The 21,909-nt window shown below is 69.0% G+C and carries 24 protein-coding genes and 3 tRNA genes; 12 read left to right on the forward strand and 15 right to left on the reverse strand.

Features of this window, described 5'->3' with window-relative positions:
- Positions 1 to 340: 340 nt before the first annotated feature.
- From C6V83_RS16770 to C6V83_RS16790, 5 genes are all read right to left on the reverse strand, one after another.
- Complete coding sequence (locus C6V83_RS16770; protein ID WP_105943370.1) at positions 341 to 1,456, reverse strand: fused (3R)-hydroxyacyl-ACP dehydratase subunits HadA/HadB; 1,116 nt, start codon at positions 1,454 to 1,456, stop codon at positions 341 to 343.
- Between the two features lie 240 nt (positions 1,457 to 1,696).
- On the reverse strand, positions 1,697 to 1,864 hold the full coding sequence (gene rpmG / locus C6V83_RS16775; protein ID WP_005188102.1) for a 50S ribosomal protein L33: 168 nt from the start codon (positions 1,862 to 1,864) through the stop codon (positions 1,697 to 1,699).
- Positions 1,865 to 1,964: 100 nt separating this feature from the next.
- A tRNA-Met gene (locus C6V83_RS16780) sits at positions 1,965 to 2,038 on the reverse strand.
- Between the two features lie 44 nt (positions 2,039 to 2,082).
- A tRNA-Thr gene (locus C6V83_RS16785) sits at positions 2,083 to 2,155 on the reverse strand.
- Between the two features lie 111 nt (positions 2,156 to 2,266).
- Positions 2,267 to 2,350, reverse strand: a tRNA-Tyr gene (locus tag C6V83_RS16790).
- An 84-nt stretch (positions 2,351 to 2,434) separates the two neighbouring features.
- On the opposite strand from C6V83_RS16790, the gene C6V83_RS16795 reads away from it, so the two are divergent.
- Positions 2,435 to 2,926, forward strand: a complete 492-nt coding sequence (locus tag C6V83_RS16795) for a YajQ family cyclic di-GMP-binding protein (RefSeq protein ID WP_105943371.1) — start codon at positions 2,435 to 2,437, stop codon at positions 2,924 to 2,926.
- A 36-nt stretch (positions 2,927 to 2,962) separates the two neighbouring features.
- Here the strand turns inward: C6V83_RS16795 and C6V83_RS16800 are convergent, their stop codons facing one another.
- From C6V83_RS16800 to C6V83_RS16810, 3 genes are all read right to left on the reverse strand, one after another.
- A complete protein-coding gene (locus C6V83_RS16800) occupies positions 2,963 to 3,208 on the reverse strand; it encodes a hypothetical protein (protein ID WP_105943372.1) in 246 nt (81 codons plus the stop codon).
- 176 nt (positions 3,209 to 3,384) lie between these two features.
- Positions 3,385 to 4,257 (reverse strand): zinc metalloprotease HtpX, encoded by an 873-nt coding sequence (htpX, locus tag C6V83_RS16805; RefSeq protein ID WP_105943373.1) that lies wholly within the window; start codon positions 4,255 to 4,257, stop codon positions 3,385 to 3,387.
- Positions 4,258 to 4,369: 112 nt separating this feature from the next.
- Positions 4,370 to 5,386 (reverse strand): polyprenyl synthetase family protein, encoded by a 1,017-nt coding sequence (locus C6V83_RS16810; RefSeq protein ID WP_105943374.1) that lies wholly within the window; start codon positions 5,384 to 5,386, stop codon positions 4,370 to 4,372.
- Between the two features lie 90 nt (positions 5,387 to 5,476).
- Here C6V83_RS16810 and C6V83_RS16815 point away from each other — a divergent pair, with 90 nt between their 5' ends.
- Complete coding sequence (locus C6V83_RS16815; RefSeq protein WP_105943375.1) at positions 5,477 to 6,736, forward strand: geranylgeranyl reductase family protein; 1,260 nt, start codon at positions 5,477 to 5,479, stop codon at positions 6,734 to 6,736.
- 318 nt (positions 6,737 to 7,054) lie between these two features.
- Here the strand turns inward: C6V83_RS16815 and C6V83_RS16820 are convergent, their stop codons facing one another.
- From C6V83_RS16820 to menD, 3 genes are all read right to left on the reverse strand, one after another.
- A complete protein-coding gene (locus C6V83_RS16820; protein WP_105943376.1) occupies positions 7,055 to 7,762 on the reverse strand; it encodes a demethylmenaquinone methyltransferase in 708 nt (235 codons plus the stop codon).
- A complete protein-coding gene (locus C6V83_RS16825) occupies positions 7,759 to 8,226 on the reverse strand; it encodes a DUF3592 domain-containing protein (protein WP_105944033.1) in 468 nt (155 codons plus the stop codon). The genes C6V83_RS16820 and C6V83_RS16825 overlap by 4 nt, the downstream gene beginning before the upstream one ends.
- A gap of 69 nt (positions 8,227 to 8,295) precedes the next feature.
- Positions 8,296 to 9,966 carry a 2-succinyl-5-enolpyruvyl-6-hydroxy-3-cyclohexene-1-carboxylic-acid synthase gene (gene menD / locus C6V83_RS16830; RefSeq protein WP_105943377.1) on the reverse strand — a complete coding sequence of 557 codons (1,671 nt, stop codon included), beginning with the start codon at positions 9,964 to 9,966 and terminating at the stop codon, positions 8,296 to 8,298.
- A 266-nt stretch (positions 9,967 to 10,232) separates the two neighbouring features.
- Here menD and C6V83_RS16835 point away from each other — a divergent pair, with 266 nt between their 5' ends.
- The 3 genes from C6V83_RS16835 (at position 10,233) to C6V83_RS16845 (ending at position 12,760) form a co-directional block, all read left to right on the forward strand.
- Positions 10,233 to 10,856, forward strand: coding sequence for a class I SAM-dependent methyltransferase (locus C6V83_RS16835; RefSeq protein WP_105943378.1), 624 nt, complete (start codon positions 10,233 to 10,235; stop codon positions 10,854 to 10,856).
- Positions 10,857 to 10,936: 80 nt separating this feature from the next.
- The gene (locus C6V83_RS16840) at positions 10,937 to 12,184 is read left to right on the forward strand and encodes a saccharopine dehydrogenase family protein (protein ID WP_105943379.1); all 1,248 of its coding nucleotides are present in this window, start codon (positions 10,937 to 10,939) and stop codon (positions 12,182 to 12,184) included.
- Between the two features lie 9 nt (positions 12,185 to 12,193).
- The gene (locus tag C6V83_RS16845) at positions 12,194 to 12,760 is read left to right on the forward strand and encodes a sugar O-acetyltransferase (RefSeq protein ID WP_105943380.1); all 567 of its coding nucleotides are present in this window, start codon (positions 12,194 to 12,196) and stop codon (positions 12,758 to 12,760) included.
- 120 nt (positions 12,761 to 12,880) lie between these two features.
- On the opposite strand, the gene C6V83_RS16850 is transcribed toward C6V83_RS16845, so the two are convergent.
- A complete protein-coding gene (locus C6V83_RS16850) occupies positions 12,881 to 13,540 on the reverse strand; it encodes a PaaI family thioesterase (protein ID WP_105943381.1) in 660 nt (219 codons plus the stop codon).
- 223 nt (positions 13,541 to 13,763) lie between these two features.
- Between C6V83_RS16850 and C6V83_RS16855 the strand changes: the two genes are divergently transcribed.
- Positions 13,764 to 14,708 carry a 1,4-dihydroxy-2-naphthoyl-CoA synthase gene (locus tag C6V83_RS16855; protein WP_105943382.1) on the forward strand — a complete coding sequence of 315 codons (945 nt, stop codon included), beginning with the start codon at positions 13,764 to 13,766 and terminating at the stop codon, positions 14,706 to 14,708.
- A gap of 244 nt (positions 14,709 to 14,952) precedes the next feature.
- Here C6V83_RS16855 and C6V83_RS18420 read toward each other — a convergent pair whose 3' ends face one another.
- The 3 genes from C6V83_RS18420 to C6V83_RS16865 form a co-directional block, all read right to left on the reverse strand.
- Positions 14,953 to 15,102, reverse strand: a complete 150-nt coding sequence (locus tag C6V83_RS18420) for a hypothetical protein (RefSeq protein WP_159067552.1) — start codon at positions 15,100 to 15,102, stop codon at positions 14,953 to 14,955.
- Positions 15,103 to 15,106: 4 nt separating this feature from the next.
- Positions 15,107 to 15,553, reverse strand: coding sequence for an Hsp20/alpha crystallin family protein (locus C6V83_RS16860; protein ID WP_105944034.1), 447 nt, complete (start codon positions 15,551 to 15,553; stop codon positions 15,107 to 15,109).
- 411 nt (positions 15,554 to 15,964) lie between these two features.
- A complete protein-coding gene (locus C6V83_RS16865) occupies positions 15,965 to 17,017 on the reverse strand; it encodes an LLM class F420-dependent oxidoreductase (protein WP_105944035.1) in 1,053 nt (350 codons plus the stop codon).
- Between the two features lie 255 nt (positions 17,018 to 17,272).
- Between C6V83_RS16865 and C6V83_RS16870 the strand changes: the two genes are divergently transcribed.
- From C6V83_RS16870 to C6V83_RS16890, 6 genes are all read left to right on the forward strand, one after another.
- Positions 17,273 to 18,502, forward strand: a complete 1,230-nt coding sequence (locus C6V83_RS16870; RefSeq protein ID WP_199832543.1) for an inorganic phosphate transporter — start codon at positions 17,273 to 17,275, stop codon at positions 18,500 to 18,502.
- Between the two features lie 31 nt (positions 18,503 to 18,533).
- A complete protein-coding gene (locus C6V83_RS16875) occupies positions 18,534 to 18,836 on the forward strand; it encodes a hypothetical protein (protein WP_105943384.1) in 303 nt (100 codons plus the stop codon).
- 33 nt (positions 18,837 to 18,869) lie between these two features.
- Positions 18,870 to 19,181, forward strand: a complete 312-nt coding sequence (locus C6V83_RS16880) for a DUF3349 domain-containing protein (RefSeq protein ID WP_105943385.1) — start codon at positions 18,870 to 18,872, stop codon at positions 19,179 to 19,181.
- A 14-nt stretch (positions 19,182 to 19,195) separates the two neighbouring features.
- A complete protein-coding gene (locus C6V83_RS18425; RefSeq protein WP_159067553.1) occupies positions 19,196 to 19,345 on the forward strand; it encodes a hypothetical protein in 150 nt (49 codons plus the stop codon).
- A gap of 41 nt (positions 19,346 to 19,386) precedes the next feature.
- On the forward strand, positions 19,387 to 20,502 hold the full coding sequence (gene menE / locus C6V83_RS16885; RefSeq protein WP_105943386.1) for an o-succinylbenzoate--CoA ligase: 1,116 nt from the start codon (positions 19,387 to 19,389) through the stop codon (positions 20,500 to 20,502).
- Positions 20,503 to 20,582: 80 nt separating this feature from the next.
- Positions 20,583 to 21,782, forward strand: a complete 1,200-nt coding sequence (locus C6V83_RS16890; protein ID WP_105943387.1) for an ATP-grasp domain-containing protein — start codon at positions 20,583 to 20,585, stop codon at positions 21,780 to 21,782.
- Positions 21,783 to 21,909: the final 127 nt, after the last annotated feature.

Here is a 21,909-nt window from a genome sequence, read left to right on the forward strand (position 1 = left end):
GCTCCTCTGCACCGTCACTCCGCTCCTGCCCTCCGGACGTCCGGCCCACCGAGAGCAGCGGGCCGGACGCCTTACCGAGTGGTCAGTCTTTCCATTCGAACTTGCAGCTCTGGCACTGGTACTTCTGCCGTCCCTGACTGTCCTTGTACCCGATGTCCATACCGGTCTTCTTGTTGCACTGCGGACACACCTGAGCCATAATCTGCTCCTTCACTTCGGATCACCCGGCGGCGATCACGACGTCAACGCTAGGCCTGTCGGGTTTCCCGCTCGGCCGAACACGCGAGGTCCGTACGATCGGGGGACCATCGGCCCGTCAGTCCTGAGGAAATCGGCGGGATCAGTTGAACTGCACGACGACGTTGGCGCGCCCGAAGATCTTGCGGCCGTCCTGCTTGGCGGTGAGCGCGATGGTGCCGCGCCGGGTCTCCGGATCCAGCGACTTGACCTTCGCGGTGAACTCGACGGCCGCACTGTCGTCGGCCGGAACGTACACGGGGCTGGTGAAGCGCACGTTGTACTCGCAGAAGGCCGCCGGGTCACCGATGTGCTCGGAGACGTAGGTCGCGCCCAGCCCCATGGTCTGCATGCCGTGGGCCACCACGTCGTCCATGCCGACGGCCGCCGCGATCACGTGATCGGAGAAGTGGATGGGATTGGGGTCGCCGGCCACACCCGCGTAGTTCGCGAGGTTGCCCCGGGTCAGCAGGAAGGTCTTCGGCGGAAGCTCCTGACCGACGGTCAGGGTGTCGAAGTCGATCGCCGCGTACGGGCCGGGACGCTCGGTGGGGTCGGGCAGGTCGTACCGGCCGCCCTCGCGCTCCACGGTCTTGCCCGGCTTGCCGTAGGCGTCCACCTTCATCATCACGTGGTCGAGAGACTCGGCGAGCTCGGCAGGCACCTCCAGGCCCGGGCGGGCCGCCAGCGAGGTCCACGTGGTCATCACCGGCTCGTCGTGCTGGTTCCAGATGACGTTCTTGGTGACCATGAGGTCGATCGCTTCGGGCTCCGCGCCGTCGGCGGCCGGCCGCGTGATCCGCCGGAAGGAGTCGAGTGAGACGTCGCAGATCAGCCGATCGCCGACCTTCATCGGCTGGTGGTACACCAGGCGCTGGTCGGTCTGCATGATCTGCCAGAGGTCGTAGCCCGTGACGACCTCTTCGAAGAGCTTGCGCTGAGCGATGATGCCGAGCACCGACACATAGGTCGGGTGCGCGATCAGCGTGTCGTGGCCCAGTTCGGCGGCGGCGGCTTCGCTCCAGTGCGTCGGGTGGGCGTCCTGCACCGCCGTGGCGTGCTTGCGGACTTCCTCGCGGCCTACCTCGTAGTAGTCGTCGACGGTGTAGTGGTAGCCCACCATCGCCGTGGTGTGCTCGAGCAGCGCGTCCCCGGAGAGGTCCGGCGAACTCAGCGCCTCGAGGTTCTCCTTGACGACGTCGTCGGTCAGCTCGGTCATGTCTCTCCTCCGCACTCGCCGTCGAGTGCGTCCGCTGGGCGGCGGCGGAACCGATACACGCACTCGGCCATGTGGCTGTCAGTCTTGTCTGTCCGGCCTCGGCCGCACGTCAAACTCGTCAGATTCTGCTCCTCGACGAAGGCGCAGAACAAATCGAGCGGGCCATCTCACATCGGAGACGACCCGCTCGAGGTGTCGTTGGGACGCGCCGTGCCGGCGCTGACCGCGAAGAACCTGAACCTAGCGCGATTCCTTGTGCGCCTGGTGAGTCCCGCAGTTCGGGCAGAACTTCTTGATCTCCAGGCGATCCGGATCGTTCCGGCGATTCTTCTTGGTGATGTAGTTGCGGTGCTTGCACACCTCGCACGCCAGGGTGATCTTCGGGCGCACGTCCGTCGAGGAAGCCACTTCGTTGCCTACTTTCGCATCTTGCTCTGTGTCCGGCCGCTGCTGGACCCGGCGCAGTTCGACCCACTGCGGGCGGGCTCGCGGGAGCAGCCGAATTGCGTAGCGGTGGGGGGACTCGATCCCCCGACCTCACGATTATGAGTCGTGCGCTCTAACCAGCTGAGCTACACCGCCCTGTTCGGTGCGTTGCGCCCTCGCGGACGCCGACGCACCAAGCGAGCCCCCTGACGGAATCGAACCGTCGACCTTTTCCTTACCATGGAAACGCTCTGCCGACTGAGCTAAGGGGGCGTATCCCTCCCACGCGCCGTGGCGTGAGCGAGAAGCCTTCACGAGGTTACACACACACTCCCCAGTTGACCAAAACCGCAGGTCGAGCTGGATTCGCGAGGGCGATCCTCATGGTGGCAGATGTAGGATTCGAACCTACGTAGCTTGCGCGACGGATTTACAATCCGCTCCCTTTGGCCGCTCGGGCAATCTGCCGTGTCACCGTTTCAGGCAACGCGATACAGAATACAACGCGGGCCCCCGGTGCATCCAAATCCGCTGCTGACATAGGGTGGGGCCATGGCTGATTCTTCGTTTGACGTGGTGAGCAAGGTCGATCGCCAGGAGGTCGACAACGCCCTGAACCAGGCCGCCAAGGAACTCTCGCAGCGCTACGACTTCCGCGGCACCAACACCGGAATCGAGTGGTCGGGCGAGGACAAGATCGTCCTCACCTCCGACGCCGAGGAGCGCGCACTGGCCGGCCTGGAGGTGTTCAAGGAGAAGCTGATCCGTCGAGACATCTCGCTCAAGGCCTTCGAGGCCGGCGACCCGGTGCCTTCGGGCAAGACCTTCAAGATCACCGGTGAGATCGTTCAAGGGATCGACTCCGAGCACGCCAAGAAGATCTCCAAGAAGATTCGGGACGAGGGCCCCAAGGGCGTCAAGGCGCAGATCCAGGGCGACGAGCTGCGGGTCTCGTCCAAGAAGCGCGACGATCTGCAGGCTGTGATCGCCCTGCTGAAGAGCGAGGACTTCGGGATCGCGCTGCAGTTCGTGAACTACCGCTGACGGTCTCGACTCCGCTCGACCGGCGCGGGCGGCGCGTCAGCACTCGGTGTCGTCGTACACCGCGTTGCGGTTGACGTTCTCGTCGAACAGCGGCGAGTAGCCGTCGATCGAGCTGTCGCATCCGAGCGGCAGACCGAGGATCGCCAGCAACAGGCCGACGACGAGCGCCGTCCACGTGGCGGGACTGTAGTCGCCGCGGACGATGTCGACCACGGCGACGATCATCAGCACCACCGCGGCGAGGTAGATGACTCCCAGAAAGATCCGTCGCGTGACTCTCATGCGGTTCACTCCCCTCACGCGGCGCACACCGCCACGAGAGTCGCCCTACTGCGGTCACCGCGGTTTGTTCGGCACGTGGATGACCGTACTGTGACGTAGCGCGCGCGTACGGCGTGCTTCAGGGGCATCGCCCACGTTCACCGCCTCCCGCCCGGGATCGCTACGTCACAGTACGGTCAGAAGTGCTGACCGCCGCGATGGGCCATCTCGTGCAGCCGGGCGATGCGGTCGGCCGTCGGGGGGTGCGTGGAGAAGAGCTTGCTCAGCTTCTCGCCGGCCCGGAACGGGCTCTCGATCATCATGTGCTGCTGGCTGGTGAGCTCCGGGGTGGGCGGCAGCGGCGCCAGCGCGATGCCGCCGGAGATCTTGTTCAGCGCCGAGGCCAGCGCCAGCGGATCACCCGACAGCTCGGCGCCGGACTCGTCGGCCTGATACTCGCGCGCCCGCGACACCGACATCTGGATCACCGCGGCGGCCAGTGGGCCGAGGATGGCGATCAACATCATGGCGAGCGGGTTGACGCCGCCGTCCCGGTTGCCGCCGAACATGCCCGCGAACATCGCGAAGTTGGCCAGGCCGCTGATCACCGCGGCCATCGCGCCGGCGACCGAACTGATCAGGATGTCCCGGTTGTAGACGTGGCTGAGCTCGTGACCCAGGACGGCGCGCAGCTCGCGGTCGTCGAGCAGTTCGATGATGCCCGTGGTGCAGCAGACCGCCGCGTTCTTCGGATTCCGGCCGGTGGCGAAGGCGTTCGGCGACTCGGTCGGGCTGATGTAGAGCGCGGGCATCGGCTGGTTGGCCTTGGTCGCCAACTCGCGGACCATCGCATACAGCTTGGGTGCCTGGACCTCGGTGACCGGCTGAGCGTGCATGGCCTTGAGCGAGAGCTTGGCGCTGTTGAAGTACGCGTACGCGTTGGTGCCGATCGCGATGAGCACGGCGATGATGAGGATCGTGGTGTTCTGAAAGGCGGCGCCGATGCCGACGATCACCGCCGACATCAGACCCATCAGGGCTGCAGTCTTCAATCCGTTGAACGAGTGCATGTCACCTCTCTCGTCGCTTCAATCCTGGCACGCGCGCGAAGTTCGCGCCGTTTCTCCATCCGGTCAACGTCGGGATGCCCCGTCGGGTTCCAGGTTCGGCGAAGACTGTGACTCAGCCGACTCGGTCGACCGTGTACCGCACCAGGGAGGCGAAGGCGTCGCGGGCCGGGCACGCGGGAAGCTTGGCGAGTTCGGCATCGGCCTCGTCGGCCATGTCGGCGAGACGACGACGCGCCCGCGCCATTCCGTCCGAAACCACCAGCAGGTGCAGGGCCTCGGTCACTTCGGCGTCGTCGGTCAGAGGCCGGGCCGCACTCGTCTCCGAGTCGAGCAACAGCTCGCGCAGGCGCACCGAGTCGGGTCCGTCGCCGTCGAGCGCGTAGAGCACCGGGAGCGTGTGGACGCCCTCCCGCAGGTCGGTGCCCGGCGTCTTGCCGGAATCGCCGGTCACCGAGGCGATGTCGATCACGTCGTCGGACACTTGGAAGGCCACGCCGACGATGTCGCCGACTTTGGCCAGGATCTCCACCCGCTCGGGATCGGCTCCGGCCGTCATTGCGCCGAAGCGTCCGGCCGCAGCGATCAGCGAGCCGGTCTTCTCCCACACCACGCGCAGATAGTGATCCACGGCATCGCCGCCCCGCGCACCCACCGTCTCGCGCATCTGGCCGGTGACCAGCTCGGCGAAAGTCTCGGCGATGATCCGCACCGAGTCGGGCCCGAGAGTGGAGACCAGACGGGACGCCCGTGCGAAGAGGAAGTCGCCGGCCAAGATCGCGATCGAATTGGTCCAACGCGCATTGGCGCTCTGCGCACCGCGGCGCAGCGGCGCCTCGTCCATCACGTCGTCGTGGTACAGCGTGGCCAGGTGGATCATCTCCACGACGGTGGCGGCAGTGATCACGTCGTCGCACGCCGGCCGCGGCCCGAACTGGGAGGCCAGGATGGCGAACATGGGGCGGAACCGCTTGCCGCCGGCTTTGGCCAGGTGCGTGGCCGCCTCGGTGAGGATCTCGTCGCCCGAGGAGAGCTCGCCGAGCAGCAGCTCCTCCACGCGCCCGAGCGCGTCGGCGACGTCGGCGGCGAACTCCTCGCTACCGAGGTCGAGTCCGGCGAATGTCGACTTCACGTGTGGCGTCCCCTCTTGCGGCGGCCTCGGGTTTCGTCGCTGCGCGACACCAGCAGCCTAGCCGCAAGACCGCAGCGACATAATCGACGGGTGACCAGTCCACACCACGACGCAGCCGTACCGCCGGATTCCGCCGACGTTCTGGTGGTGGGAGCGGGTCCGGCCGGTGCCGCCGCGGCCGCCCACGCCGCGGCCGCCGGCCGGCACACGGTACTGCTCGACGCCGCCGTGTTCCCTCGCGACAAGACCTGCGGCGACGGGCTGACGCCGCGCGCGGTCAGCGCCCTGCGCGAGCTCGGATTGCCGTCGTACCTGGACTCCCGGCCGCGGATCCGCGGCCTGGACCTGCACGGCTGGGGCGCCGCCCAGCAGGTGTCGTGGCCGGCGTCCCGGTTCGGCCCGTTCGGAAGCGCGGTCGCCCGGTCCACCCTCGACGACGACCTGCGCCGCTTCGCCCTGGCACGCGGCGCGCAGATGGCGTCCGGCTGCAAGGCCGTCGACGTCGAGCTCGACGGCGGCCGGATCCGCTCGGTGGTCGTGACCGGGCCGGGCGGGCGTACGACGATCCGCGTCGGCGAGGTGATCGTGGCCGACGGCGTCAAGTCGACGCTCGGCAAGACACTCGGGCGAACGTGGCACCGGGACACCGCCTACGGAGTGGCGGGACGGTCGTACGCCGAGTCCGGGCGGTCCGGCGCCGAATGGATGGGCTCGCACCTGGAACTGCGCGATCCGGCAGGAAACCTGCTGCCCGGCTACGGCTGGGTGTTCCCGCTCGGCGACGGGACGGTGAACGTCGGGGTCGGTGCGCTGGCGACGGCCAAACGGCCCGCCGCGTTGCGGCTGCGGCCGGTCCTGGAGCACTACGCCGCGATGGTGACCGGCGAGTGGGAGCTCACGTCGCCGCCGCAGCGCATCGCCTCGGCGCTGCTGCCGATGGGCGGCGCGGTGTCGGGGATCGCCGGCGAGAACTGGATGTTGATCGGCGACGCCGCCGCGTGCGTCAATCCGCTCAACGGCGAGGGCATCGACTATGCGCTGGAGACCGGCGCGATGGCCGTGGAGGTGCTCGATTCCAGCCGCGACCACACCCGAGTATGGCCCGAGCTGCTCCGGCACGAATACGGCGCCGCGTTCGCCGCTGCCCGCCGTGCCGCCGGTCTGCTGACCATGCCCCGCACGGTGCCGCTGCTGGGCCGCCCGGGCATCCGCTCCGCCGCACTGATGCAGGTCGTCGTGCGCGTGATGGGCAACCTGCTGACGCCCGACGACACCGACCTGATCGCGCGCGCCTGGCGCTCGGCGGGACGTGGCTTCTCCCGCTTCGAGACCCGTCCCCCGTTCACCTGAGGGTCTCGAGACCTCCGCATCCGGGTTCGTCGCCGAAACCTACCGAGACCTCCTCGCGCACAGTGGGTCTCGATACGCCCTCGCCCTGGGGGCTCGGGCTACTCGACCACCGACAGGAGAGTCTCACCGCCAACGGGCGCAGCCGCTCAGGCGAGTAGCCCGGCCGAAAGCACGCGGCGTCCTGATGGTGATCGAGTAGCCCGGCCGAAAGCACGCGGCGTCCTGATGGTGGTCGAGTAGCCCGGCCGAAAGCACGCGGCGTCCTGATGGTGGTCGAGTAGCCCGGCCGAACGAAGTGAGCGCCGGGCGTATCGAGACCTACCCGGCGACACCCGTGTGAATCGCCGCGATCCCGCCGGTCAGATTCTGCCAGCTCACATCGCCGAACCCGGCCTCACGGATCTGCGCGGCCAGGCCCGGCTGATCGGGCCACGCCCGGATCGACTCGGCGAGGTACACGTACGCGGCCGGGTTGCTCGACACCCTGGTGGCCACCGCCGGGAGGGCCTTCATCAAGTACTCCATGTAGACCTTGCGGAAGGGTTCCGCGGTCGGCGTGGAGAACTCACAGATCGCGAGACGGCCGCCGGGCTTCAACACGCGGCGCAGCTCGGACAGAGCGAGCGGAACGTCGTTGACATTCCGGAGTCCGAAGGAGATGGTGGCCGCGTCGAAACTGCCGTCGGCGAAGGGCAGATGCAGGGCGTCGGCCGCGACCTTGGGCACCGGGCGCCCGGACCCGGCCCGGAGCATGCCGAGCGAGAAGTCGGCCGCGATCACGGTGGCCCCGGACGCCGCCAGTTCCACGGTGGAGACGGCAGTGCCGGCGGCGAGGTCGAGGACCACGTCCCGGGGCCGGAGGGCGAGGGCCTGGCGGGTGGCCTTGCGCCAGCGGCGGTCCTGCCCGAAGGAGAGCACCGTGTTGGTGAGGTCGTAGCGCCCGGCCACGCCGTCGAACATCTCGGCGACCTCGGCCGGATCCTTCTCCAGGCTGGCGCGGGAACCGTGGTCGTCGATCGGTGTCATGAGACCGAGTCTACGAGAGCGGGGTCCGGTGACTGCCTGCGGCGGTTCATCCGCCGGCTGGCCGCGGCGACCACCAGCATCACCACGATCACGACTGCCCAGCCGAGCACGATGATCGACACCCCCGGCAGCACCGCGAGACGTGCATCGCGCCCGGCCGGACGGGCGAAGTCGTCCGGTTCGGCGGCGTCGTAGTCGACCAGGATCCGCTGCCCCGCTTCCAGTTCAGTCGGGTACAGCAGGCCCAGCGTCGGGTTGCGGAGCACCCCGTCGGGTGTGACGAAGGTGACCGCCGCGTGCAGGCGGTCGGCCGAGATCACGTCGGCCACCGCCGTCGCCCGGTTCGCATCGATCTTCGCGTCGTTGCGGTAGGCGCCGAGGATGATGATCGTCCCGATCAGCGTCGCGATCACGCCGACGGCCACCAGGCCGAGCTGCACGCGCCGCAGAATCACCGGGTCCATGGCGTTCAGGATAGTCCGCGGGCTCCTCCCCTCCGGCATCCGCTCGACCGCGGCGGCCGCCATGGAACGTCAGCGCAGGCGGTCGGCGATGCGCTCGTGGATTCGGCGCAGCGGCTCCCGCTGCGTCGCGACCTCGAGCACCTCGATCCCGCCCGGCGGCGGCGGCGGAGCGTGCAGTGCGGCCGGGAGCTCGGCGAGAGTGACACGCGCGAACGGCAGGTGGAAGCCGGCGCACAGCGCGGCCAGATCGGAGCGGTGCGGGGTCCCGAAGATCCGCTCGTACGCGCCGGCGTAGGCGTCCGCGCCGAACCGCGGATCCCCCTGCTCCAGGAGGCCGAAGATCCCTCCGCCGTCGTCGTTGGCCACGACGATCCGCAGCGACCGGGGGCGGGGCTCGCCCGGGCCGATGATCAGGCCGGTGGCGTCGTGGACGAAGGTCAGGTCGCCCAGGAGCGCCACGGTCTGCCCCTGCCCGGCGCCGCTGAGCGCGGCACCGATCGCCGTCGAGTTGATGCCGTCGATCCCGGCGACGCCGCGATTGGACAGCACCCGCACGCCGTCGGCGACGCGGCCGGCCAGGGCCACGTCGCGGATGGGGTTCGACGGCCCCACCACCAGTTGATCGCCGGGCCGCACTGCCGCAGCGACCGCGCGTGCCACGTGCAGCCCGGTGGTCTCCGGGACCGCGTCCAGTTCGGCGGTCACCGCTGCGCGCACCGCGCCGTCGATGCGGTCGCAGTGTGCGAGCCAGTCCGGCGCGGGGGCGCCCGAGATGACCGCCCGCGTTCCGGTGGCATACACGTTGCCGGACACATCCGGCCAGCGCGGCCCGGTGGTGAGCGCGTACACGCGCACCTCGGGGTCGGCGAGCAGCCGCGCCACCGAACGGTGCAACGTCGGACGGCCGCAGATGATCGCCTGGGCGGGCTTACAGGCGCTCAGTGCCAGCGGGTGCAGCGGCGTCTCCGGCACCGGCGCGGTCGGTTCGGCGACCGTCGGGACGTCCGCGAGTTCCGGGTGCACGCCGGCACCGTGGCCGGAGACCACCACCGTGGATTCGGCAAGGTCGATCTCGATCGGGACGTCGAGCCGTCCGATGGGCGCCTCGGTCCACGGCCTGCCACCCGGACGTCCGGAGAACCGGCCGCCGGCCACGTCGGCGAGGGCGGTGCCGGGGCCGTCGCCCGCGTCGGGGACGAGGGGCTCACGCAATGGGATATCGAACTGGACGGGCCCGGCGTTGCCGGTGCGCGCCCCGCGCGCCGCGGCCAGCACGCGGCCGACCGCGCTGCGCCACTGCGAGTTGGTGTCCAGGTCTTCCTCGGCCAGGCCGAGACTGATCGCCGCCCGCACCTGCGTGCCGAAGATGCCGAACTGCTCGATGGTCTGATTGGCGCCGGAGCCCAGGAGCTCGTACGGACGGTTCGCGCTGATCACCACCAGCGGCACCCGCGCGTAGTTCGCCTCGAACACCGCCGGGCTCATGTTGGCCACCGCCGTGCCTGAGGTCATCACGATCGGGACCGGGGTACGCGAGGCGACGGCCAGGCCGAGTGCGAGATAGCCGGCCGAGCGCTCGTCGATCCGCACGTGCAACCGCAGCCTGCCCTCGGCATCGGCGGCGTGCAGCGCGAAGGAGAGCGGCGCGTTGCGCGACCCCGGGCACAGCACGGCGTCGCGCACCCCGCCGCGGATCAGTTCGTCGACGATCACACGGGCCTGAACGGTCGACGGATTCATGCTGGGAAGCCTACGGAAACGGCAGCTGCGCACCGCCGCCGGGCCGAAGGCCCTCACCGATCGAGCCGGACCCCTCGCTGATCGAGCGCTCCTCCGCTGATCGAGCGCTCCTCCGCTGATCGAACGAACACCCGCCGATCGAGCGCCCCCCCGCTCATCGCGCGACCCCCCCCCGCTGATCGAGCGACCCTCCGCTGATCGAGCGACCCTCCGCTGATCGAGCGAAGTCGAGATCACCCGCCCGCGCGACGGCGCTACCGTGAGGCATGGGGTTCTACGACGACAAAATCCTTCCACGCCTGGTGGAGAAGACCTGCGGAATGCCGGGGATGGAGAAGCTGCGCGCCCGCGCGTGCGCCCCGCTGTCGGGCGACATCGTCGAGATCGGGTTCGGTTCGGGCCTCAACGTCGCCTGCTACGGCGACCGGGTGACCTCGGTGACCGCCGTGGAACCCGCGGACCTCGCCTGGGCGCGGGCACAGGAGCGGGTCGCATCGTCGCCGATCCCGATCAGCCGCGGCGGGCTGGACGGACAATCCCTGCCGTTCGACGACGACGTCTTCGACGGCGCGCTCTCCACGTTCACCCTGTGCACCGTTCCCGAGCTGCCGCCTGTTCTCGCCGAGCTGGCCCGGGTGGTCAGGCCGGGCGGGCGCTTGGCCTTCCTGGAGCACGGCCTGGCGCCCGGAGCGTCGGTGCGCCGGATCCAGCGCCTGATCGACCCGGTCGAGCGCCTGGCGGCCGGCGGCTGCGAGCTGACCCGGGACGTCCCCGCCGCACTCGCCGCCGCCGGATGGGAAGTGGCCGAGCTGGACCAGTTCTACACCCGCGCCGCACCCAAGCCGTGGGGCTGGTTCTCACTGGGATACGCGGTGAACAGCGGGGAGTGAGTCGCGAGCGACGCGGCGAACGATGAACTGCCCCGTTCTCTCCCTACCCCGCGGTAAGAAGATGGCCTAGGGTCAATGAAATGAGTCGCGAATTCGATGTCATCGTCTACGGCGCCACCGGCTTCGTCGGGGAGTTGACGGCCCGCTATCTGGCCGAGCAGGCGCCGGACGGCACCCGGATCGCCCTGGCAGGACGGTCGGAGACCAAGCTGGCGGGGGTGCGCCGTCGCCTGCCCGAGCGCGCGTCGTCGTGGCCGCTGGTGATCGCCGACTCCGACTCCCCCGCCTCCCTCGATGCGATGTGCGCCCGCACGCAGGTGGTCTGCACGACGGTCGGGCCGTACCTCCGCTACGGCGAGAACCTGGTGATCGCGGCGGCCTCCGCGGGCACCGACTACGTCGATCTGACCGGCGAGGTCCCCTTCACCCGGTTCACGATCGACAAGGCCGACGAGCTCGCGAAGGGCACCGGGGCGCGGATCGTCAACTCGTGCGGCTTCGATTCGGTCCCCTCGGATCTGGGCGCCTACCTGCTCTACAAGAAGGTCTCCGAGGAAGGCGCCGGCACCCTCGGCGAGACGACGATGGTGCTCAGGTCGTTCCGCGGCGCCGTGTCCGGCGGCACCATCGACTCGGTGCGCGTGATCGCCGAGCAGGCCAAGGATCCCGAGCAGCGCCGACTGCTGCTCAATCCGCGGGCCCTCTCCAGCGGTCCCGGCGAGCTGGAGCAGGTCGGCCCCAGCGCCGAGCCGAGCGACATCAGCCCGGTGGACGCGAAGAAGGTCGATCCATCCCTGCGCGGCACCCTGGCGCCGTTCTTCATGGCCTCGTACAACACCCGGGTCGTCCGGCGATCCAACGCCCTGCTCGACGACGCCTACGGCCCGGGGTTCCGGTACCAGGAGACGATGAACGTCGGCGGGATGCCGATCCTGTCGACGCTGGCCGCCGGTGCGGTGGCCGTCGGCACCGGGATCGGTCTGGCCGCGATGAGCTTCCGTCCGACGCGTTCGCTGCTCGATCGCATCCTGCCCAAACCCGGCGACGGACCGGACGAAGGGGCGCAGGAGGCCGGGCACTTCACCACCCAGACCTTCACCCGGACCAGCGACGGACGCCGGTTCCGCTCGCAGATGCGCGCACACGGCGATCCCGGCTATCGAGCGACCGCGGTGATGCTCGGCGAGTCCGCCCTGGCACTCGCGCTGGACCGGGACAAGCTCCCCGACCGGGCTGGCGCACTGACGCCGGCCGTCGCGATGGGCGACGTCCTGATCGACCGGCTGCGCGAGGCCGGTTTCGTCCTCGAGGTGCACGAGCTCACCTAGCGCACCGCGATGCACGACGACGTGAAGGCCCTCGTCAGCGGCGACTGGTACCGGGACACTCCGGAGCTGCGGCGACTGCGGGACCGGTGCGCCACTGCGGTCGACGAGTTCAACGCCCTGCCCGCGGCCGACCACGCCGGGCGCCTGGCGATTCTGCGCGTCCTGTTCGCCGTCTGTGGAGACGGCATCGAGGTGGTGCCGCGGCTGCGCGTCTCCTACGGGTTCAACACGCGTCTGGGATCAGGCGTCTACCTCAACGCGAACGCCTTTCTGATGGACGACGGGCCCATCACCCTCGGCGACCATGTCCGCATCGGGCCGTCCGCGGTACTGGCGACGGCGCTGCACCCGATCGAGGACCACGCGCTTCGCCGTGACGGCGCCGAGCGCACCGCGCCGATCACCATCGGCGACAACTGCTGGCTCGGCTCCAGCGTCACCGTGGGTGCCGGGGTCACCATCGGCCGCAACACCGTGGTCGGTGCGGGCAGCGTCGTCGTTCGGGACCTTCCCGATCACGTCGTCGCGGTCGGAACACCCGCTGTGCCGATCCGCTCGCTGCCCGTCGAGGAGTGACCTCCGCCCGCTGACCGTACTGTGGCGTTGTGCTACCGGGCCGTCGCCCTCAACACCTCGGTGACCTGGGATTTCCGAAGACGGCGAGGCGCTCACCGGAGGTCTACGTCCCAGTACGGCTCAGGCCTGGCCCGGCTTGAGTGCGACGAAGAGGGCGTCGAGGTCGGCACAGAGCCGGTCGCCGTCGTGCAAGGTGCCCTTCACGTACAGCTTGCGGTCGTCCCGGCGATCCACCCAGGTCTTCATCGTCAGCGGGGTCTCCAGCGGAGTCAGCGACCGGTAGCTCACCGTGAGGTACGCGGTGCGGCAGATCCCGTAGACGTTGAGCGCAGCGGCCATGCCGCCCAGGTCGTCGAAGGCGATCGCGACGTGACCGCCGTGTGCGACGTTGTTGCCGCCCAAGTGGAAGGGCCGGAAGGTCAGGGTCGCCGTCACGCCGTGCTCACCGCCGTCGGTCACCTCGTACGGCGGCAGCGTGATGTTGCCGCGCGCGGGCAGGTCGACGCGGGTTCCCGACGGGCTGTGCCACTCGTCCACCAGCATGGTGTCGAGCTTGGCGTTGAAGACCTTGAGGTCGTCGATGATCTCGTCGGCCAGCTCCGGCGTGGGACACGCGTAACGCACCTTGTCCATGAAGGTGCGGACCTGCTCGATCAGCTCGTCGTACCGGGGCCCGCCCCGTTCGGTGGTGATGTCGATCTTCGCCCGGAAGCCGCCGGCGTGCGGCGACTCTCCGGACGATTTCGCATCCCAATTCTCATCGGCCGGTGCACCCTTCATCGATCCACCGTAACCCGCGCTCGACCAAACGCTCGCTTGGGTTCCGGTTTCGACTCCGCTCAACCGTCGAGGGGACTCCGCTCAACCGTCGAGGGGACTCTGCTCAACCGTCGAGAGGCCAGCGCGACCGCCGAGAGGACTCCGCGCCCCTCGGGGGCTCCGCTCACGCCGTCGGGGGATCCGCGCGGTCCGGGGCGGACCGTCGCCGATTAGTCTCGGACCCATGACTTCGCCGTTCGACCCCGCACAGTGGAAGACCGTCCCAGGCTTCGAGGACCTCACCGATCTGACCTACCATCGCCACACCGGCGAGGGACGCGCGAACGGCATCGTCCGGATCGCCTTCGATCGCCCCGAGGTCCGCAACGCCTTCCGCCCGCACACCGTCGACGAGCTGTACCGCACTCTGGACCACGCGCGACGCTCCCCCGACGTCGGCACCGTGCTGCTGACCGGCAACGGTCCCAGCCCGAAGGACGGCGGCTGGGCGTTCTGCAGCGGCGGAGACCAGCGCATCCGCGGACGTTCGGGCTACCAGTACGCCACCGCGCACGACAGCGACGTCGACGCCGCCGGCCGCGACACCGTCGACGAGGCGCGCGTGGCGGCCGAGGGCGGACGCCTGCACATCCTGGAGGTGCAGCGCCTGATCCGCACCATGCCCAAGGTGGTGATCGCGGTGGTGAACGGGTGGGCCGCCGGCGGCGGGCACTCCCTGCACGTCGTCTGCGACCTGACCGTGGCCTCCCGCGAGCACGCCCGGTTCAAGCAGACCGATGCCGACGTGGGCAGCTTCGACGCCGGCTACGGCAGCGCCTATCTCGCCAAGCAGGTGGGGCAGAAGTTCGCGCGCGAGATCTTCTTCCTCGGCGAGGCCTACGACGCCGAGACCATGCACCGGATGGGCGCGGTGAACCGCGTCGCCGACCACGCCGAGTTGGAGAACACCGCGATCGAGTGGGCCCGCAAGATCAACGGCAAATCACCCACCGCGCAGCGCATGCTGAAGTTCGCCTTCAACCTGACCGACGACGGCCTGATGGGCCAGCAGGTGTTCGCCGGCGAGGCCACCCGCCTGGCGTACATGACCGATGAAGCGGTCGAGGGCAGGGACTCGTTCCTGGAGAAGCGCGACCCCGACTGGGACCGCTTCCCGTACTACTACTGATCCGCACACGTACTGATCTGCGCCCCGTGACGCAGGGCTGGTTCACATCCGCTGCACCCGTGCACCTCCACTACGCTCGCAGCCGTCGCGAACGTGAACCGGCGTAGCAACGCGTCAGGCGCGGCGTGCCCATCGCGAGCAGATCGGCCCCGCCTCCACTCCCGTGAGGCACCGGCGACCGCATGGGACGACGCGATCCGCCCCGCCCGAGAGTGTTCGGGCGGGGCGGTTCGCGGTCTGCACCTCAGGCGGCCGGCACCAGAGCCGGCTCGGGCACGATGTGTTCGTAGGCGTCCTCGTCGAACTCGACGTCGATCAGACCGTCCAGCCAGTCGGCCGGGTCGACGTCGATCGGCGCCTCACCGATCCGGTCGGGAATCATCGTCTCGTTCACCCCCTCATCCGCTCGCAGCGCTGATCTCGCGGGCGCCGTCGAGGTGATCCACCTCGATGCGGCGCGGCTTGGCGACCTCGGCCATCGGGATCGTCACGTTCAGTACACCGTTGGCGTACTGCGCCGTGATCCGCGCCGGGTCGATGCCCTCACCGAGGGAGAGCTGGCGGCGATAGGTCCCGGAGAAGCGTTCGGTGGCCAGCCATTGCGCGTTGTCCTCGGACACTCGCGCGGTGCGGTGCGCAGACACCGTGAGGACGCCGTTGTCGACACTGACGTCGATCGAACCGGGGTCGACCCCGGGCAGGTCCGCGGTGAGCAGGTAGTGGTCGTCGACCTTGGACAGGTCCATCGGCATGAATCGCGGACCCGACGCCGACGTCGTCCGGTCGGCCCCCTGCAGGTACCGGCTGAGAGCGTCGAGTTCGGTGAACGGGTCGAAACGAAGCACAGTAGACACCTCCTTGAACGCGAGCTGCCTGATCACTGCGCCAGGCAGCCATCTGATCCGTGCACCACAATATTAGCACTCTCGCATTGCGAGTGCCAGAGTTTTTCGCGAAAAGTCGACGCTCGACGCCGGTCGCACTCAGCGACCGGTGAGCTTCGCCAGGAGTCCCCGCAGACCCGTAGCCGGACGAAACCGGGCGCACCCGCCATGCGGACACAGACTGCAATCGGTGCCGTCGCGATAGTGCACGTGCGCACCCTGGTCGTGACCGCAGACACACTGGCTTCGCCCCATGCAGGCAGACCCTACCCGCGGGGCCGGACACCGTTCCAACAAGTGCATCCTTGGTCGCCGGGAGCTCGCGTGATCGAGGGCGGATGGGCCGGCGGGCTCGCCGGCACCGCGCCGGCCCTAGCCGATCAGTTCGGCCAGGGCCGCCATATCCGCCACTCGCTCGGCGTGGGTGAACGCCGACGGCGCCGCCAGCAGCACCCCGACGCCCGAGTCGCGGAAGGCCTCGACGCGCTCGGCGACGACGCTCCGCGGGCCGATCAGGCTCATCGCCCGGACCAGTTCGTCGGGCACGGCCGCCGCGGCCTCGTCCTTGCGGCCGGCGAGGTAGAGATCCTGAATCAGCGCGGCCTCGTCGACGTAGCCGTAGCGCTGCACCAGGGAGTTGTAGAAGTTCTTGCCGCGGGCGCCCATGCCGCCGATGTAGAGCGCGGCGTGATGCCGCACGATGTTCATCGCCACGTCGATCGCCGCCTGATCCTCGGTGATGAGCACCGACGTCTGCACGACGATCTGCAGCGGCCCCAGTTCCGGATCACGTTTGGCCCTGCCCGCGGCGAGCGCCGGGCCGAATGCCGCGTCGACGTACTCGGGGTGATACAGGAACGGCTGGAACTCCTCGAAGAGCTCCGCCGCGAGTTCGACGTTCTTCGGGCCGATCGCCGCCAGCAACATCGGGATGCGCTCACGCACGGGATGGTTGATGAGCTTCAGCGGCTTCCCCAGGCCGCTGCCGCCGTGCTCCGGGGTCAGCGGCAGATGGTAGTGCCGGCCGTCGTACTCCAACCGCTCGCGGCGCCACACCTTCCGGCAGATCTCGGCGTTCTCGCGAGCCCGACCGAGCGGGAAGTCGTACTTGACGCCGTGGAAGCCCTCGATCACCTGCGGTCCGGAGGCGCCGATGCCGAGGATCGCGCGGCCGCCGCTGATGTAGTCCAGACCGGCCGCGGTCATCGCGAGGTTCGTCGGGGTCCGCGAGTACATCGGCAGGATGCCGGTCTGCAACTCCATCGTCTCGGTCTTCGCGGCGATGTAGCCGAGTTGCGAGACCGCATCGAAGCTGTACGCCTCCGGTACAGTCACCCGGCGCACTCCGGCGTTCTCGAAGTCGCGGAGGTTCTCGATGGTCTCGCGGAAGTCCCCCGCATAGTTGATGGGCATGCCGAGCTTCATCGTCATGACGGGCATTCTGCCACCGCAGCCTGCCGGCGCTCCCGCGACCCGCAGCGCTGCCGCGGAGGAACCTGACGTTCACACCTGCGCTCTTGCCCGGGAAATCTGCGCGGACCACACGGCGAACACTCTCCGACACCCGGGTGAACATTAGGTGACTTCAGTAAAGAAATCATAAAACTCGCAGTTCAGGGACGGCGTCCCCCGATCAGCGAGATTGACCGAACCCGCACGGCAGGCCTCATAGTTGTTGTCATGAGCGCAGAAATGCTGATCCTTGTGCTGCTGATCGTCACAGCACTCGGGTTCGACTTCACCAACGGCTTCCACGACACCGGGAATGCGATGGCCACCTCCATCGCCACCGGTGCCCTGAAGCCCAAGACCGCGGTGACCATCGCCGCAGTCCTGAATCTGGTCGGCGCCTTCCTGTCCGTCGAGGTAGCAACCACCGTCGCGCAGGGGATCCTGAACTTCCCCTCGGACGCGGGCGAGCTCAGTACGCAGGTCGGCGGCGCCGAGGTCGCACTCACGATCATCTCCGCGGGTCTGGTCGGGGCGATCCTGTGGAACATCCTGACCTGGCTGCTCGGACTGCCCTCGAGCTCGTCGCACGCCCTGTTCGGCGGCCTGATCGGCTCCGGCCTGGCTGCTCTGGGCACCAGCGGCGTCAACTGGAGCGGAATCGTCGGCAAGGTGATCGTCCCGGCCCTGCTCGCGCCGGTCATCGCCTGCATCGTCGCCTCGGTCGGCACCATGCTCATCTACGCGATCACCAAGAAGATCTCCGAGACCCGCAAGGAACAGGGATTCCGGCACGGCCAGATCGCCAGCGCCTCGCTGGTCTCCCTCGCCCACGGCACCGGCGACGCCCAGAAGACGATGGGCGTGATCGCGCTCGGGCTGATCGTCACCGGCCACCTCGATCCGGACGTCGCCGAGCAGGGCCTGCCCCTCTGGGTGATCGCCAGTTGCGCGATCGCCATCGCCCTCGGCACGTACCTCGGAGGCTGGCGCATCATCAGGACGCTCGGTAAGGGACTGGTCGAGATCAGCGCACCGCAGGGCATGGCCGCCGAAGCCTCCTCCGCGGCGATCATCCTGACTTCGTCGGCCGCCGGCATGGCGCTCTCCACCACTCACGTGGCCACCGGCTCGATCCTGGGTTCGGGTCTGGGCCGTAAGGGGGCGGACGTACGCTGGGCCGTCGCCGGACGCATGGCCGTCGCCTGGCTGACCACCTTGCCCGCGGCCGCCGTCGTCGGCGCGATCTCGTATCTCATCGCGCGGGGCATCGGCGGCGCCGCAGGCGCGGTCACCATCTTCCTCATCCTCGCGCTCGCCTCCCTCTACATGTGGTGGCGCGCCCAGCAACAGAAGGTCGACTCGAGCAACGTGAACGCCGACTGGGACGAGTCGACCAACTCGCCGGTTCCCGCCGAGCTCAGGGTCGACCTCGACGTCGAACCCAAGCAGCAGGCCTGAGCCGGACCGGAAGAGAAGGACACCAAGAACCATGTTCGGAATCGACTTCGCCGAGATCGCGCAGTCCATCGCGCAGGTGCTGGCCGTCGGGCTGCTGCTGGGCGCCGGCCTGCCCGCACTGTTCGCCGTCGGCATGCGCTGCATCGCCCGCGCCGAGGGCGGCCCGGACGCCACAGGCGCCGTCGTCGCACCCAAGCCCGGCCTCAAGCTGGTCGGCTACGCCCTCTACGCGCTCGTGGCGATCGTGATCCTGCTGGGCATCCTCTGGATCACCCGGCAGACCATCTACCACCACCTCGACATCCAGATCTTCCCGGCCGGCGCCTACAAGTAGCCGATTCCTCCCAAGAAGGCAGTGCAGAATCCCATGGCTTCGAACCCTTTCGAGAACGTCGTCAACTGGATCCGGACCGGCTATCCGGACGGTGTCCCGCCGACCGACTTCCCGCCGCTCCTCGCCCTTCTGACGCCGATTCTCGACGACTCGGAGATGACCGACGTGGTGCTGACCCTGGCACTCGAACGCGACCCGGACTCACCGACCACCCGTGACGACGTCGCCGCCGCGATCGCCACGGTGAAGGACGAGCGACCCACGCAGGAGGAGATCAATCAGGTCGCCTCCCGCCTCGCCGCCGCCGGCTGGCCGCTCGACCAGCAGCTCGTGCGGCCGAACTGAGCTGCGACGCCGGCGTGGCGGTCTCCACGATCACCGGCGAGGCACCGCACGACGACGACGTCGCACGGGTCCGGACTACGCTGGAGACGGCGGGCCGGCCGTTCGACGACGAACCGCTCGCCCCCCACGCACCCGACCCTGCGACACCGGAGGATCAGCCCTGACGCGGACGCTGCGGCCCCTGCCGCTGGCCTCGACTCCCGCCGTGCTCGATGCCCGGCGGGAGTTGCTGTCTCTGCTCGACGGCGACGACGCCTACCTGCCCGTGCCCGCCGGCGACCGGCGCACCACTGCCCTGCTGACGCAGCACCTGGGCGCCGGCGCACCGATCGACGACCGGTGCGCACTGGTGATCTCGACCTCCGGCACCACCGGAATCCCCAAGGGCGCCATGCACTCGGCGGAGACGTTGCGCGCCTCCGCCGAGGGCACCGCCGAGCTGCTCGGCGGCCCCGGAAGCTGGCTGCTGGCCCTGCCGCCGCACCACATCGCGGGGCTCCAAGTGCTGCTGCGTTCACTCGCCGCCGGATACTCCCCCGTCGTCGTCGACGTCTCCTCCGGCTTCGATCCGCGGACACTTCCCGCGGCCGTCGAGGCCCTGCCCGGACCGCGGAGGTACACCTCGCTGGTACCACTGCAACTGCGCAAGGCGCTCGACGACCCCGACGCCACCCGGGCCCTGGCCCGCCTCGATGCGATCCTCGTCGGCGGAGCGGCCACGCCCCCGCCGCTGGCCGCGGCGGCACGATCGGCCGGCCTGCGCGTGGTCCGGACCTACGGCATGAGCGAGACCGCGGGCGGCTGTGTGTACGACGGAGTTCCGCTGCCGGGGGTGCGCGTGCGGATCGCCGAACGCGGGCCCGACGGCGTCGGCCGGGTCGAATTGGGCGGTTCCACCACAGCGCTCGGCTACCGCAACCTTCCGGATCATCCGGCCTTCGCCGAACCCGGATGGTTCCGGACGGATGACCTCGGGGCCGTCGACGACGGGGTCCTGCGCATCACCGGCCGCGCGGACGAGGCGATCTCGACCGGTGGTCTCACCGTGGTGCCGCAGGTGGTCGAGGCGGTGGTCGAGTCGCTCGCCGGCGTCGCAGCCTGCGCGGTGTTCGCCGTACCCGACGACCGCCTGGGCGAGGCGGTGGCCGTGGCCGTCGTGCCGGATGCGAACCCGCCGACTGCCGCGCAGGTGCGCGACGCGGTCACAGCGCGGCTGGGGCGCCACGCAGCGCCCCGCCGCGTGGTCGTCGTCGACGATCTGCCCCTGCGCGGGCCCGGCAAGGTCGACCGGCGGCGGCTGCGAGAGATGCACACGGGTTAGCCTGTGCCAGACTGATTGAGATCGGGCCGAACACCCCCGCTACCAGCCGAAGCGGCCGTAGTTGCTGTTACGTTGGCCGCATGGCATTCGAAGATGACCCCCGTATCCTCGCCACCAGTGTGCGCATGCCCTTCGCCGTCGACGAGATTCACAAGCTCGGCGAAGAGAAGGACCACTACCTGGTCGCCACCGACACCTTCAAAGAGACGCCCGGCGGTCACTCCAAGGGCGTCGACAAGCTCATCATCACCGCTCCGCCCACCCAGGAACCGGAGCAGTTCGTCGACGACGTCATCAAGATCCTGAACTCCGAGCGCATCGACTGGCTGCTGCCGATGTTCGAGGAGGTCTTCTACCTCGCCGCCAACCGCACGAAGATCGCCGAGGCGGCACCGCACACCACGCTGTTCTTCCCGGAGATCGAGCCGCTGCTGCTGGTCAACGACAAGACCAAGTTCGCCGATCTGTGCAAGAAGCTGGACCTGCCGGTCGCCGAGACCCTCGTCTGCACCACGCCCGAGCAGTTCGTCGAGGCCACCCAGCGCTGGGAGCACTGGTTCGCCCGCGCCGCGTTCGGCCGCGGCGGCCTGGACATCATCACCAACTACGGCCCGCTCGCCGGACAGACCGCGGTCTCCGACATCAAGCCCACCGAAGAAGATCCGTGGCTGGTGCAGCAGTTCCTGATCGGCACCGATCGCTGCAGCTGGAGCATCGCGCACGAAGGCGAGATCGTGCTGCACAGCTGCTACGAGCACCCGCTGACCATCGACGATCGCGGCGGCATCGTCTTCGAGTCCGTCGACACCGATGCGTCACTCGCGGCCGTGCAGAAGATCGCCAAGGAGCTGAACTGGACGGGCCAGATCAGCATGGACTACCTCGTCACCGAGGACGGCACCCACTACATGGTCGAGTGCAACCCGCGCCCGACCGCCGGCTGTTCGGTGGCCACCGCCGACGAACTCGACACCGCGCTGTTCCGTCCGGACGGACTCGTGGTCGTGCCGCCGGGCCGCAAGAAGATGATCAAGGCGGCCGTCCTGCGCGATGCCCTCAAGCACCCGAAACGGGCCCGGGAGATCCTGGCCGCGGCCAAGGGTGCCGGCGGCGTCTACTCGCAGGAGAAGGACCACATGCCGCTGATCTACTCGGCGCTGAGCCTCCGGCACGTGCTCGCCTACCGCAAGGCGGCAGGCAAGGAGCGCAGCAAGGAGCAGCTGGTCGCCGCGCAGTTCTTCGACATCCTGTACGACGGCTCACCCCTCACGGCGAACTGACCGGGCCTGACCACTAGTCGACCCGGCTCGGCGGCTGACCAGCTGCCGAACCTGATCGCAGGTTGAGCAAGCTGCCGAACCTGATCGCAGGTTGAGCAGCTGCCGAACCTGATCGCTGGTTGAGCAG

The sequence above is a fragment of the Gordonia iterans genome, from assembly GCF_002993285.1.
In the GTDB taxonomy this organism is placed as follows: domain Bacteria; phylum Actinomycetota; class Actinomycetes; order Mycobacteriales; family Mycobacteriaceae; genus Gordonia; species Gordonia iterans.